Annotated in this window: 13 protein-coding genes; 12 read left to right on the top strand and 1 reads right to left on the bottom strand. The window is 71.4% G+C overall.

The features are described 5' to 3' along the window. Nucleotides 1-21 precede the first annotated feature (21 nt). The 12 genes from LV75_RS08150 to LV75_RS08095 all read left to right on the top strand — a co-directional run bounded on the left by LV75_RS08150 (nucleotide 22) and on the right by LV75_RS08095 (nucleotide 11,391). Nucleotides 22-1,671: a methyl-accepting chemotaxis protein gene (locus tag LV75_RS08150; RefSeq protein WP_253886179.1), complete on the top strand. Its 1,650-nt coding sequence runs from the start codon at nucleotides 22-24 to the stop codon at nucleotides 1,669-1,671. Between the two features lie 153 nt (nucleotides 1,672-1,824). Beyond that, complete coding sequence (locus LV75_RS08145; RefSeq protein ID WP_253886178.1) at nucleotides 1,825-2,694, top strand: hypothetical protein; 870 nt, start codon at nucleotides 1,825-1,827, stop codon at nucleotides 2,692-2,694. A gap of 184 nt (nucleotides 2,695-2,878) precedes the next feature. Further along, nucleotides 2,879-3,967 (top strand): protein-glutamate methylesterase/protein-glutamine glutaminase, encoded by a 1,089-nt coding sequence (locus tag LV75_RS08140; protein ID WP_253886177.1) that lies wholly within the window; start codon nucleotides 2,879-2,881, stop codon nucleotides 3,965-3,967. After that, a complete protein-coding gene (locus LV75_RS08135; protein ID WP_253886432.1) occupies nucleotides 3,964-4,800 on the top strand; it encodes a CheR family methyltransferase in 837 nt (278 codons plus the stop codon). The genes LV75_RS08140 and LV75_RS08135 overlap by 4 nt, the downstream gene beginning before the upstream one ends. Beyond that, the gene (locus LV75_RS08130) at nucleotides 4,794-5,180 is read left to right on the top strand and encodes a response regulator (protein ID WP_308210895.1); all 387 of its coding nucleotides are present in this window, start codon (nucleotides 4,794-4,796) and stop codon (nucleotides 5,178-5,180) included. Before LV75_RS08135 ends, LV75_RS08130 begins: the two co-directional genes overlap by 7 nt. Next, nucleotides 5,177-5,668, top strand: a complete 492-nt coding sequence (locus tag LV75_RS08125) for a chemotaxis protein CheX (RefSeq protein ID WP_253886175.1) — start codon at nucleotides 5,177-5,179, stop codon at nucleotides 5,666-5,668. The genes LV75_RS08130 and LV75_RS08125 overlap by 4 nt, the downstream gene beginning before the upstream one ends. A 2-nt stretch (nucleotides 5,669-5,670) precedes the next feature. Further along, on the top strand, nucleotides 5,671-6,033 hold the full coding sequence (locus tag LV75_RS08120; protein ID WP_253886431.1) for a response regulator: 363 nt from the start codon (nucleotides 5,671-5,673) through the stop codon (nucleotides 6,031-6,033). Between the two features lie 3 nt (nucleotides 6,034-6,036). Next, nucleotides 6,037-6,510 carry a hypothetical protein gene (locus LV75_RS08115; RefSeq protein WP_253886174.1) on the top strand — a complete coding sequence of 158 codons (474 nt, stop codon included), beginning with the start codon at nucleotides 6,037-6,039 and terminating at the stop codon, nucleotides 6,508-6,510. Nucleotides 6,511-6,874: 364 nt separating this feature from the next. Then, entirely contained in the window at nucleotides 6,875-8,920 is a 2,046-nt protein-coding gene (locus LV75_RS08110) for a flagellar biosynthesis protein FlhA (protein WP_253886173.1), read from the top strand. Beyond that, nucleotides 8,898-10,502: a hypothetical protein gene (locus tag LV75_RS08105; RefSeq protein ID WP_253886172.1), complete on the top strand. Its 1,605-nt coding sequence runs from the start codon at nucleotides 8,898-8,900 to the stop codon at nucleotides 10,500-10,502. The genes LV75_RS08110 and LV75_RS08105 overlap by 23 nt, the downstream gene beginning before the upstream one ends. Beyond that, complete coding sequence (locus LV75_RS08100) at nucleotides 10,502-10,756, top strand: hypothetical protein (RefSeq protein WP_253886171.1); 255 nt, start codon at nucleotides 10,502-10,504, stop codon at nucleotides 10,754-10,756. Before LV75_RS08105 ends, LV75_RS08100 begins: the two co-directional genes overlap by 1 nt. A gap of 134 nt (nucleotides 10,757-10,890) precedes the next feature. Continuing rightward, entirely contained in the window at nucleotides 10,891-11,391 is a 501-nt protein-coding gene (locus LV75_RS08095) for a hypothetical protein (protein WP_253886170.1), read from the top strand. Nucleotides 11,392-11,430: 39 nt separating this feature from the next. Here the strand turns inward: LV75_RS08095 and LV75_RS08090 are convergent, their stop codons facing one another. Then, on the bottom strand, nucleotides 11,431-13,407 hold the full coding sequence (locus LV75_RS08090) for a HelD family protein (protein WP_253886169.1): 1,977 nt from the start codon (nucleotides 13,405-13,407) through the stop codon (nucleotides 11,431-11,433). Nucleotides 13,408-13,559: the final 152 nt, after the last annotated feature.

Below are 13,559 nucleotides of genomic sequence, written 5' to 3'. Positions count from 1 at the left end.
GCCATGGAAGGGCTCACCCAGATGGCTGACTCCACCCCGGCGGCCGACACCGGCGCGCGCCGCGGGCTCGGCGGGTTCCTCGCCGACCGCTCGCTCGCCACCAAGATCTTCGCCGCGATCGCGCTGCCCGCCGTCGTCGCCATCGGTGTCGGCGTGCAGGGCATCGTCGCCACCGACAGCGGCGCGCACACCTCGGCCAGGCTGGGCAAGAACGCCGCCGCGGTGGGCGCCATCAGCAACTTCAACGGTGCCGCCATCACCGCCATCCAGCACCTGCTGAGCTCGTTCATCAGCACCGACACCGCGCGGGTGCAGAAGGAGATCACCGACACCACCGCGGCCATCGGCGTGCTCAACGGGGCGCTGCAGAAGTTCCAGCAGGGCATCGAGGCCGACCCCGAGTACAGCGCGGTGCCGCTGGCCACCGTCAAGCGCGCCATCAGCAACCTGGACCGGGTCGCCACCGTCGTCAAGGAGGAGGTCTTCCCGGCGGCGCTGGCGGGCCAGTCCCAGGTCGCCCTCGCCCGCTACAACAACAAGGCCGGTCCCGCGCTCGACGACCTGAGCACCGACCTGGTCGAGATGCAGCAGACCGAACTGGCCGCGGTCGGCACCGAGGTGACCGACGCCGCGGCCGAGAGCGACACCGCCCGCTTCACCACCCTGATCCTGCTCGGCGCTGGCCTGCTGCTCGCGCTGCTGGTCGGCTGGCTGATCATCCGCGGCATCACCCGCTCGGTGCGCGGGGTGTCCAGCGTGCTGGAGTCGGTCGCGCACGGCGACCTCACCCGCAAGGTCGACGTCCGCTCGCACGACGAGGTCGGCGTCATGGCCGCCGCGCTCAACACCGCGACCGCGAGCATGCACGACACCGTCACCGCCATCACCAACGGCATCTCCTCCCTCGAGGGCGCCACCCAGGACATGGCCGCCATCGCGGGCAAGGTCAGCGACAGCACGGGGGAGACCTCGGCCCAGGCGGGCGTCGTGTCCGCCGCCGCCGAGCAGGTCGCGCTCAACGTGCAGACGGTCGCGACCGGTGCCGACGAGATGTCGGCCTCGATCAAGGAGATCGCGCAGTCGGCCAACGAGGCCGCCGGTGTCGCCGGTCAGGCCGTGTCCGTCGCGGCCGCCACCAACGGCACGGTCGCCAAGCTGGGCGAGTCCTCGATGGAGATCGGCAACGTCGTCAAGGTCATCACCAGCATCGCCGAGCAGACCAACCTGCTCGCGCTCAACGCCACCATCGAGGCCGCCCGCGCGGGCGACGCGGGCAAGGGCTTCGCCGTCGTCGCGAACGAGGTCAAGGAACTCGCCCAGGAGACCGCCAAGGCCACCGAGGACATCTCGCGCCGGGTGGAGATGATCCAGGCCGACACCGCCAACGCGGTGAACGCGATCGACGAGATCTCCGAGATCATCGGTCGGATCAACGACTTCCAGCTGACCATCGCCTCGGCGGTGGAGGAGCAGACCGCGACCACGACCGAGATGAACCGCAACGTCGGCGAGGCCGCGGCCGGTGTGTCCGAGATCGCCGCCAACATCGCCGGTGTCGCCGACGGCGCCACCAACGCGACCAACAGCATCAGCGAGTCCAACCAGGCGATGGCCGCGCTCAGCAGGCTCTCCGCCCAGCTGCAGGACCAGGTCAACCGGTTCACGACCTGATCGGCCGCGATCACCCGGTGCGTCACCGGCGATCCCGACCCCGCTCGACCAGGCGGCGCTGTCCCTCACCCCCGAGGGATAGCGCCGTCGCTGTGTGTAATGGTTTACCCGATTTAGTACTGTTTCCGTAATCGAGGGTGCATACTCTATCGGGTGTACAGCCTTGTCAGCGCCCCCGTGTTGGGCTTCGACCTCACCCGGATGGCGGGCGGCCCTGCGACGGCGGAGATCCTGCTGACGCTGCTGGGCCACTCGACCGCCGAGGTCGAGGCGCTCGCCGAGCGGGCCGCCCCCCAGTCCCCCGCCCTCAGCCTCGCCAGGTCGCACGCGCTCGCGGCCGCCGCCGAGCTGCCCAGCGTGCGCGACCTGTCGGGTCCCTCCGCGGTCACCCTGCTGCAGCACGCCCCGATCGGGACGCTCGCGGGCTTACTCCACTGCGTGCGCACCGACGTCTTAGTCCCCGATCGCGACACCTTCCCCGCCGGGACCGCTCCCGAACCCCCCGACGGCGCCGTCGCCCTGGTGACCGACGCGGTCTGCGCGACCTACCTGCGCCAGCACCTCACCGACACCGACCGCCGGGTGCTCGGCGCGGGCTGGCTCGCCGCCCGCCGCGGCGCGCCCGAGCCGACGATCCACCTGGGCCCCACCCACGACCTGGTGCACCGCTTGCTCGACCGCGTCCGCGTCGCGCACCCCGCCGAGGTCCGCGCGCTCGCCGTGTCCGCCGACCGGTTGCGCGCCGAGCAGCAGGACTGGTCGGCCGCCATGCACTCCTCGGCCTGGGCGGTGCACGTCTCCGGCCGGATCCGGGCCGCCGCGGCGGCGCAGCTGCTGCTGGTCCGCGCGGTCGACCTCGCCGGTGTCTCGCTCGACGACCGGGCCAGCGGGGTGTGGAACGTGCTCAGCGGCGCGGTGCAGGCGCTGATGGTCCGCGACCTGGTCGACTCGGCCTCCGCCCAGGAACTGCTGGTCCCCTGCCTGGCCGCGTTCGGCCCGGATTGGCTGGTCCAGGCCGGGTAGGCGGGGTGGTGGGCCACCCGAACGGGTCGACACGGTAGCGCCCGCCCGACAACCGAACAGCCCCGATTTACTGTGATTGTCGTGAGAAGTCGGCTCGTCTGACCACTCAGGACCGGCCACGTGCGGCCGATGCCACGGTTGTCGCGGAGGCCAGCTGCCTCCGCCGCCGACCCTGGAGGCCCACGTGATCTCAGTGCTGGTGGTGGACGATTCGGTGGTCATCCGCCGCCTCGTCACTGATGTGCTGTCCGCGGACCCGAAGGTGCGGGTCGTCGGGACCGCGCCGGACGGGCGGATCGCGCTGGCCAAGATCGCCCAGCTGAAGCCCGACGTGGTGACGCTGGACGTGGAGATGCCCGTGCTCAACGGGGTCGAGACGGTGCGCGAGCTGCGCAAGACCAACCCGACCCTGCCGGTCATCATGTTCTCCACGATGACCAGCGACGGCGCCGAGGCGACCGTGGCCGCGCTGGCCGCGGGCGCCACCGACTACGTCACCAAGCCCGCCAACGCGGGCAGCGTCAACAAGGCGGTCACCGAGGTCCGCGAGCAGCTGCTGCCGCGCATCCACGCGCTGTGCGGCAAGCCCGCGTACACCGCGCAGCCGCTGCGCCCGACCAGCCCGGTCAAGCGCCCACCCACGAGCACCGGGCCGCGCAAGCCCGTCCAGGCCGTCCTCATCGGATCGTCCACCGGCGGTCCCGAGGCGCTGCGCACCGTGCTCTCCAAGCTCCCCGGCACCCTGCCGGTTCCCGTGCTGGTCGCCCAGCACATGCCGCCCGTGTTCACCACCATGCTCGCCCGCCGCATCGACCAGGACGCCGCGCTGCGCGTCGTCGAGGCGCGCGACGGCGAGCCGCTGCTGCCCGGCACCGTCTACATCGCACCGGGCGGCAGGCACATGGAGGCGGCGAAGACCCCTGGCGGGGCGAAGGTCCGGCTGCACGACGGACCGATGGAAAACCACTGCAGACCTGCCGTCGACGTGCTGTTCCGCTCGTGTGCGCGCGTCTACGGCTCGGCGTCACTGGCCGTCATGCTCACCGGCATGGGCCAGGACGGCAAGCGCGGCACCGAGGAGCTCGTCGCCCTCGGTGCCGGAGTTCTGGCCCAGGACCAGGCCACCTCGGTGGTCTGGGGAATGCCTGGTGCGGTTGTCAGCGCGGGCTTGGCCGACGCGGTGCTGCCGCTCGGCCTCATCGCGGAGAACATCGTCGCCCGCTTGCCCGCATCGGCGGCGGCAACAGGAAAGGAGGTGGCGCGGTGGAAATGACCCCGGCGCTGTTCGGCTACGTGGCCGATCTCGTCTACCGAGAAGCCGGCATGGTCCTGCGCCCCGGTAAGGAATACCTGGTCGAGTCCAGGCTCAAGCCGGTGGCGAAGCTCACCGGGCACGACTCGGTCGGCTCGTTGGCCAACGCGCTGCGCACCGGCACCGCCGCCCTGCGCACGCAGGTCGTCGAGGCGCTCACGATCAACGAGACCTCCTGGTTCCGCGATCGCGAACCGTTCGCCGCGCTCACCGACACGATCCTGCCCGACGTGCTCGCCCAGTCCACCCGCCCCGTGCGGGTCTGGTCCGCGGCGTGCTCCTCCGGCCAGGAGCCCTACAGCATCGCCATCACCCTGGAAAAGGCTCTCCCTCCCGGTCGCGGTTACCAGATCATGGGCAGCGACCTGTCCGAGGAGATGCTGCGCCGCTCCCGCGCGGGTAGGTTCAACCAACTGGAGGTCAACCGCGGCTTGCCCGCGACCGACCTGGTGACCTACTTCCAGCGCGCTGGGGCGGAGTGGGAGGTAGTACCCCGGATCCGGCAGAACCTGTCGTTCCAGCGGGTGAACCTCTGCGCGACGTTGCCGCCCATGCCGAAGTTCGACGTGGTGTTCTTGCGCAACGTGCTCATCTACTTCGAGCCCGAGACCAAGCGCGCCGTGCTCGACCGGGTCCGACAGGTGCTCAACCCAGGCGGTTGGCTCCTGCTCGGCGCGGCCGAGTCCACAGTGGGCATTGACTCCGTGTTCGAGCGGGTACCCGTTGGACGGACCGCCATCTACCGGGCACCAGCCCGAGATCGCCAAATGGTGAAAGAGGTGACGCAGTGCTAGGGATTGTGATCGATGATTCCCGGGCCATGCGCAAGATTCTCCGCGGCCTGTTGGCCGACCTCGGGTACGAGGTTCTGGAGGCTGGCAACGGCCGGGAGGCACTGGATCTGCTCCAGAGCACTGGTCGGGTGCCGGACCTGGCGCTGGTCGACTGGAACATGCCCGTCATGACCGGACTCGAGTTCGTGATCGAGGTCCGCAAGATCACCGAGATGCGTCAGATGACGCTGATGATGGTGACCACCGAGAGCGAGCACGGGCAGATCGTCCGCGCGCTCGCCGCGGGAGCGCACGAGTACGTGATCAAGCCGTTCACCCGCGACGGCATCATCGACAAGCTGGCCCTCCTCGGGCTCGTCCCGGTGGGGGTATCCTCATGACCAACGATCTGTCTACCGCTGTCGAGGTCGACCTCGACATGATCGCCGAGCAGGTGTGGTCGGCCTTCCTCAACGGCGACAACGAGGAAGAGACCATCTTCGCCGCGCCGGACACCGGCGCGCACACCGACCTCGCGGCCTCGGTCGCCATGGTCGGCGCGTACGAGGGTCACCTGGTTGTGTCCTGCTCGCACAAGGCTTCCCGCGACGTCGCGTCCGTGCTGTTCGCGATGGAGCCCGACGAGGTCACCCCCGACGACGTCGGTGACGCGCTCGGCGAGCTCGCCAACGTGCTCGGCGGTAACGTCAAGTCCGTGCTGCCCTCCCCGTCCCAGCTCTCCCTCCCGAGGGTCTCGGCGACCGCGCACGAGCGCTGGCCGGGGACCGTCGAGGTCTGCCGGACCGTCGTCCGGTGGCGCGACGAGGCGTACGTGGTGTCGTTGCTCAGTGGTGGTCAGTCCGCATCCAACAACACTCAGGGGGCGTGAGCATGAAGATCCTGGTCGCTGACGACAGCAGGGTCATGCGGCAGATCGTGGTCCGGACCCTGCGCCAGGCGGGGTTCGAGGACCACGAGATCGTCGAGGCCCCGGACGGCGCCGAGGCGAAGAGCAAGGTGGACAGCGAGAAGCCCGATCTCGTGCTGTCGGACTGGAACATGCCGAACATGTCGGGTATCGAGCTGCTGCACGCGTTGCGCGCGGGCGGGAACACGGTACCCTTCGCCTTCGTCACCTCCGAGTGCTCGGACGAGATGATCGCCAAAGCCGAGGCTGGCGGTGCTCTGTTCCTGATCAGCAAGCCGTTCACCGCGGAGACCTTCCGCGAGCGGCTGTCCGACATCTTGGGGTAGCCAATGACCGAAGCTCTGCCGGAACCCAAGCAGGTACTCGACACGGTGAAGAGCCTGCTCGGCAGGGAGGTCACGGTCAACGTGACCGACCCCGCCGGTGACGCGCCCGTTGTTGCTGTGTACCAGCACAACGACCAGTCGCTGGCGGGCGTCATCGGGTTCACCCTGCCGCTGGCGGCCAACACGGCCGCGGCGATGGGGTTGGTCCCGCCGGGCGGCGCGGAGGCGTGCGTGGAGGACGGTGAGCTCTCGCCGCTGCTCACCGACATCCTCGGCGAGGTCAGCAACATCCTCACCGGGTTGTTCAACGTCCCCGGTCGGCCGCACGTGAAGTTCCACGCGCTGCACACCGCGGCGGCCGAGGTCCCCGCCGACGTCCGCTCGCACCTGGCCGCGCTGGGCAACCGGCTCGACCTGACGGTGGGCATCGCGGGGTACAAGGGTGGCGTGATGTCCATTGTGGTGCCGCTGAACTAGTCCTCTCTGGACTGATTCACGCGAACGTGGGCGTGTCGCCACCCGGTTGGGTGAATCCCAGGTTCAGGTAGTTGTTTCCGTTGCTGTTCGGGGAAGTTCGTGGTGGCAGGCCGCCGGATCGGGGCCTGCCACACCCGTCCCACTACCCGCTGGGTAGTCGGAACTGGTGTGCACCCCCGCTGTTCTCCCGGTCCGGACCCCGCGCGGGGCCCGGGACCACTAGCGGTTCGGCGTCGGCTCGGCGATGCTCTTCGGAGTAATGCTCAACAGAGCTCCGGCTCGGCCGATGAACCGTCCGACGTGGAGCCAGGAAGGCAGCACCAGGCCAGGACGGCCGCACACCGGACCCCCTCGGGATGGACGGATGAACTCCAGGCGCTTGAGCCAGTTCGCGGTACCCGCGGGCGTCATCATGATCATCGTGCTGATGGTCGTGCCGATGCCCACGTTCTTGTTGGACATGTTCATCGTGCTCAACATCGCCCTGGCGCTGCTCATCGTCCTGATCAGCATGCAGGTCCGCAAGCCGCTGGAGTTCTCGGTCTTCCCGTCGATCCTGTTGCTGGCCACCCTCTTCCGCCTGGCGCTCAACATCAGCGCCACCCGCCTGGTGCTGCTCGACGGCGACGCCGGTGCCGTCATCGGCGCCTTCGGCCACGCGGTCGTCGGCGGCTCGCTGGTCGTCGGCCTGGTCGTCTTCTTCATCCTCATCGTCATCCAGTTCGCCGTCATCACCAACGGCGCGGGCCGCGTCGCCGAGGTCGGCGCCCGGTTCACCCTCGACGCGATGCCCGGCAAGCAGATGGCCATCGACGCCGACCTCAACGCCGGGCTCATCGACGAGCCCGAGGCGCGCAGGCGCCGCCAGGAGGTCACCGCCGAGGCCGACTTCTACGGCGCGATGGACGGTGCGTCCAAGTTCGTCAAGGGCGACGCCATCGCCGCGGTCGTCATCACCCTGATCAACCTCATCGGTGGCTTCTCGGTCGGCCTGATCCAGAAGGGCATGGCGCCCACCGACGCCATCAACACCTACAGCCTGCTGACCGTCGGCGACGGCCTGGTCTCGCAGATCCCCGCCCTGCTGCTCTCGGTGGCCACCGGCCTCATCGTGACCCGCGCCGCGGGCGACCAGAACATGGGCTCGCTGGTCACCAGCCAGTTCGGCGCCAACAAGACCGCCATGAAGATCGGCGGCGTCTCGCTGCTCGCGCTCTCGCTGATGCCCGCGATGCCGATGCTGCCGTTCCTGCTCGTCGGCGGCGGCCTGATCATCGCCTCCACCCGCGGCCCCAAGCCCGGCGAGGAGGTCGTCGAGACCAGCGAGTCCACCGAGGTCGCCGAGTCCGCGCCGGACGCCACCGAGGCGCTCATCGCCGAGATGCGGGTCGACCCGCTGGAACTGGCGCTGGCCACCGACCTGGTCGACCTGGTCGACGCCGCGGGCGGCGACCTGCTGGAGCGGGTCCGCGCGCTGCGCCGCAAGATCGCCCTGGAGCTCGGCGTGGTCATGCCGCCGGTGCGCACCCGCGACGACCTCGACCTGCCGCTGTCCTCCTACGTCATCCGCATCAACGGCGCCGACGTGGCCCGCGGCTACGCCCCGCCGGGCACCGTGCTGGCCATCGGCGACGACCTCGAGGCGCTGCCCGGCCGCGCGGGGGTCGAGCCGGTGTTCGGCCTGGCGGGCAAGTGGGTCCCCGCCGAGCTGCGCCACCAGGCCGAGGCCCTGGGCGCCACCGTCGTCGACCGCGCCTCGGTGCTGGTCACCCACCTCGCCGAGGTCACCCGCACGCACGCGGGCAGGCTGCTGGGCCGGGAGAACGTGCGCGCGCTGACCGACGTCGTCCGCCGCACCCACCCGGTCGTGGTCGAGGAGCTGACCCCCTCGCTGATGAGCCTGGGCGAGATCCAGCGCGTGCTGCACCGCCTGCTCGACGAGGGCGTCCCGATCCGCGACCTGGTCGGCATCTACGAGGCGCTGTCCCCGGCGGCCAAGGCCGGGGCCGACATCGACCGCCTGGTCGAGGCCGCGCGCGCCGCGCTCGGGCCCGCCATCGCCGCCCGCCTCGCCGTCGACGGCGTGCTGTCGGTCATCACGCTGGACCCCAGGGTCGAGCAGACCCTGCTGGAGAGCGTGCGCGTCACCGAGATGGGCGACCGGCTCGCCGTCGACGCGGCCACCCTGGAGGCGCTCGTCGGGGACGTCGCCGGGTTGGCGGGCCGCGCCGAGAGCCAGGGCCAGGCCGCCGTGCTGGCCTGCGCGCCCCGGCTGCGCACGCCCCTCTACCGCCTGGTGCACGCCGCCGTGCCTCGGTTGGCCGTGCTGTCGTATTCCGAGCTGTCCGGTGGTACCCACCGGATCGAGACTGTCGGGGTGGTGAACAGTGGCTACACGCTTGCTGCTTGAGGGTCCTGACCTGGAAGCACTGCTGGACCGCGTCCGGACCGAACACGGTGCCGACGCGCGCATCGTGTCCGCCGACCGCTTGCGCAAGGGCGGCGTGGCAGGCTTCTTCTCCAAGCAGTGGTTCGAGATCGGCGTCGAGGTGCCCGAACCCGGCGACCCCAGCGTCCCGCGCGAGCAGGTGCTCTCGGTGGCCGACCTGATGGAGATGGCCGACAAGGCCGATCTCGCCGCCGTCGGCGACACCGGCGACACCGGCGACACCGGCGATGCCGCCGTGCCCGAGCCGCGCGCCGGGGTCGTCCCGGACGCGCCACCCGGACCGGCGGGCGACCCGTTCGCCCGCTTCTTCGCCGAGGCCGGTGGCCCGGCGCCCAACGGGGTCGACCCCGCCCCCGGGATCTCCGCCGCCCAGGCCCGTGCCGCGGGCCCCAAGCCGCGCGGGCAGAGCGCGGGGGAGTGGGCCGCCGCTGTGCGTCCGCGCACCGAGGACCAGCCGCCGTCGCGACCGACCGCACCGCGCCCCGGGTCGACCCGGCCGGTGTCGCGCCCGCTCGCCCCGCGCACCGCCCAGCAGCGCGAGGCCGACGCCCGCCTGCGCGCCGCGGTGCTCGGCGAGCAGATCGCCGACGAGTCCGCCGTGGCCGAGATGACCGACGAGCAGTTGCGCGAGGTGCTGCTCGGCGCCCAGTCCGCGCCGCCGCGCCCGAGCGAGACCCCCGCGGTCCGCCCCGCCGAGTTCCCGTCGGTGGCGCGCCCGGTCGCCGGTGGGCCCCGGGTGTTCGAGGCCCAGCCCGCCATCGAGGACGACGTCGAGGAGCCGCCCGCGCCGACGTCGGACTTCGGCGACATGCTGGTGCCGCCGCGGATGCCCTCGTCCACCGCCCGCCACGCGCTGCCCGACTCCGACACCGCCGACGACGCGGCCTACCTCGACGAGTCCGCGGCCGAGCCCATCACGGCCGAGCCGATCAGCGCCGAGCAGGCCGAGGACGCCGCGGCCGACCCGGCGTGGCCGACCGCCGACGAGCCGCGCCTGGTCGCCGACCGCAGCCCCCGGCCGCGGCGGCGCTGGGACACCCCGGTGCCGCGCGACCTGCTGGTCGCCCTGCCCGGCAAGGTGATCGTGGTCGCGGGCGCGCTGCAGGAGGCCACCGCGGCCGCCGAGTGGATCTGCCAGAAGATGCGGCTGGGCCCGGGCGCGGTGCAGGTCGCCGGTCCCGACCAGATCGGCCGCGGCCGGGTCCTGGGCCCCGAGCACGCCGCGGAGCTGGCCTACGACCTCAAGCGCAGCCCGGTGCCGTCGGTGATCGCCATCGCCTCCGCGGTGGAGGACCCCGAGGGCGGCCGCTGGGCCGGTTCGGTGGCCAAGGCGTTGGGCGCCAAGCACATCGTCGCCGCGGTCGACGCGACCCGCAAGACCGCCGACCTGCGCAGGCACCTCGCCGACCTGGGCGGCGTCGACGCCCTCGCCGTGCACGGCACCGCCGCCAGCACCGACCCGGACTCGGTCCGCGAACTGGGCCTGCCCATCCTCACCATCGATGGCGTGCCGCCCAGCACGGCCAGCCACCGGAGGTCCTGATGTTCCGCTACTCGACCCTGGCCGCGGCCCTGCTCATGGCCTCCCCGTCGCTGTGGGCGGGCTTCGTCGCGGGCACCCTCGACCAGACCGACGCCCTGATCCGCCTGCTCATCGCCGTCCCGGTAGCGGCCATCCTGCTCGCCATCCCGCGCGCCGCCTACGACCGCTACGCCCGCACCCTCCCGGCCCGCGAGATCCCCTCGACCCCGGCGGTGCTCCAAGCCACCACCACCCGAGCCGACCGCTCGGGCTGACCTCCACTATGGACACTTCGGGAACCCGGACCACCCACGGACCGGGTTCCCGTCGTTTCTGGCTGGATTCCCACGCGCTAAAGCAGATGCCGATCCAGTACCTTCTGAGCAGTGCGAACACCAGGGGGTTCGGCGTGATCAAACTGCTCGGGACGGCCTTCTGCGATGCCGCGACAGCGGTCTACGACCACTCGATCCTGATGGACGTGTCGTGGGAACCGGGCTTCGCGGGCATGCCCCTGTACCTCTGCGTCTCGGGGAGCGAGGGCGGTGAGCTCGAGTTGAAGGTGGATCCGCGCACAGGCGCCCTCCTGCGCTTCATCGTCATCATCAGTCCACCCGAGACGGTCGAGCTCGCCGTGCCACGGGCCGCGACCTCCTTGAGCCAGACCGTGACCGTTGACCGGTCGCTCTGGGAGCCGGTCCGAAACGACTACGACCCCTCGGTCGCGTACCTCGAGGAACCCTTGTCCCTCAACCGATCCGGCGACTGGGTGGAAGTCGCCTTCTCGAACAACCCCACCGCCCACCACGTCTGGGCGGACCAGGTCCGCGTGGGCATCACCCCCGACCACACCTTGGCCACGATCGGCGCGACCTGCGCCCCCGCCCCGGAGGTTGTGTTCCTGACCTGATCAGCCCGTTCGGCGACGGATGATTCCCGTGACCGAAGGTCAAGCCGTCAGGACCTCAGGCAGGTCCCGGGTGTGCAGGACGGTCAAGCGGGAGACCGCGCGGGTCAGGGCTATGTAGAGCAGGCGGAGGCCGTCTGGGCCGGTGTCGATGATGTCGGCTGGTTCCAGGACGTAGACGTGGTCGAACTCGAGGCCCTTGGCCAGGCCCGCGGGGATCAGGGTGACGTCGGTGCCGGTGTCGTCGAGGGAGTCCGCGACGGTGATGCCGTGGGTGGTCAGGGTTCTCCGGACCTGTGCCCGCTGGTCGTCGCGGACGATGACGCCGGTGCTCTCGGGGGTGGGGTCGGCGGTGATGGCGGCGATCAGGGCCGCCGGGACGTCGGGGACGTGGGTGGTGGTGAAGGAGCCGGGGGCGTGGCGGACGGACCTGGTCGGGGGGAGGTCGGGGGCGATGAGCGGCAGCAGGCGGTTGGCCACGGCCAGCACCTCGGCGGGGACCCGGTAGCTCCTGCTCAGCGTCAGCACCCGGCTCGCCAGGCCCAGGTGCTCGCGCACGGCGTCCCAACTGCCCGCCGCCCAGGGGGTGGTGCGCTGGGCCATGTCACCGAGCACGGTCGCCGAGTCGACGCAGCGGCGGCCGATGGCGCGCAGTTGCAGCGCCGAGAGGTCCTGGGCCTCGTCGACGACCACGTGCCCGTGGCGGTCCGGTTCGCGCAGGTGCGCGCTGATCTCGTCCAGCAGGTACAGGTCGGCGGCCGACCACTTGGTCGACGCGCGCGCCAGCAGGCCCCGTTCGGCCTCGTCGAGGATCCCTTCAGCCGCCGCGGCCAGGACGGCGGGGTCGGACAGCAGTTCGCGCAGCACCTGTTCGGGCTTCACCGGCGGCCAGATCGCCGCGACGACCGCGCGCACCCCCTTCGTCCGGGCGACCCGCCGCATTTCCGCATCCGACGGGGCGCGGCCGCGCAGTTCCAGCCGGCGGCGGATGTGGTCGACGAGCCGGTCGGTCAGGTGGGCGCGGGCGCGGTCCCACGCGACGCGCGACCCGATCAGGTCTGCGGCGAGGTCGGCGACCGTCTCGGGCGACACCCGGACGAACGGGCTGGTCTCCCGGATGAGCAGGTCCTCGGTCGGTGCGCCGATCTTCGCGGCCATCGCCCGGCTGACGACCGCCACCATCCTGGCGTCCCCCTTGATCCTGGCGACCTCCGGCGGCTCCGCGACCGGGGCCCGCTTGGGCGCGGTGAGCTGCTCCAACGCCACGTGCCGCACGTCCGTCTCGCCGAGCGCGGGCAGCACCCGGGCGATGTAGCGGACGAACACGTCGTTCGGGCCGACCACCAGCACGCCCCTGCGGTGCAGGGTCGAGTGCTCGAACAGCAGGTACGCGGCGCGGTGCAGGCCGACCGCGGTCTTGCCGGTGCCCGGACCACCCTGGATGAGCAGCGTGTCGGCCAGCCCGCCGCGCACGATCTCGTCCTGGTCGGGCTGGATGGTCGCCACGATGTCGCGCATCGGTCCGAAGCGGGGCCGTTCGATCTCCGCGCGCACCAGCGCGCTCAAGCCGCCGTCGGCACCGCGCACCGGCTCGTCGTCGAAGCTGGTCAGCGCGCCGTCCTCGGCGAACCCGAAGCGCCGCTTGCGCAGTACCCCCATCGGCTCCGCCCGGCTCGCCCGGTAGAACCGCGCCGCCAGCGGGGTGCGCCAGTCGGTGACCACGATCTCGCCGTCGCGCCGCGGGTCGCCGACATGGCGTCTCCCGACGTAGACGGTCTCGACGTCGCTGTCGTCGAGCTCCATCCGCCCGAAGAACAGCGGCAGCCCGTCGTCCTGCTCGATCTGCTGAGCGCGCCGCAGCAACCAGATCACCAACTCGTCGTCGCTGGTCTTCATGGCCCGCTCGGCCATCTCCAGCAACTCGGTCCGGCTGCGCCGCAGGCAGTCCACGGCGTAGGTGAGGTGGGCGCGCTCGGCTTCCAGCTCGGCCCGACCCGCGGGCGCGCGATCACCGCTCATCACAAGGTGTCCAGGGGTTGGTCCACAACGCCGACCAGGCGCCGGAAGACCCTACTACCCCGCGCGCGCACCCCGCCTCACCATTTCCGGCCCGTCGCAGGCGAAGTCCGCCACGCGCCATCCGCGCCCAGCAACGATGCGAGTCCCGCGCA

Origin of the sequence: Actinokineospora diospyrosa, assembly GCF_024171925.1 — a bacterium.
GTDB classification, from domain to species: Bacteria; Actinomycetota; Actinomycetes; order Mycobacteriales; family Pseudonocardiaceae; genus Actinokineospora; species Actinokineospora diospyrosa.
This window is presented reverse-complemented; position numbering and strand designations above follow the sequence as displayed.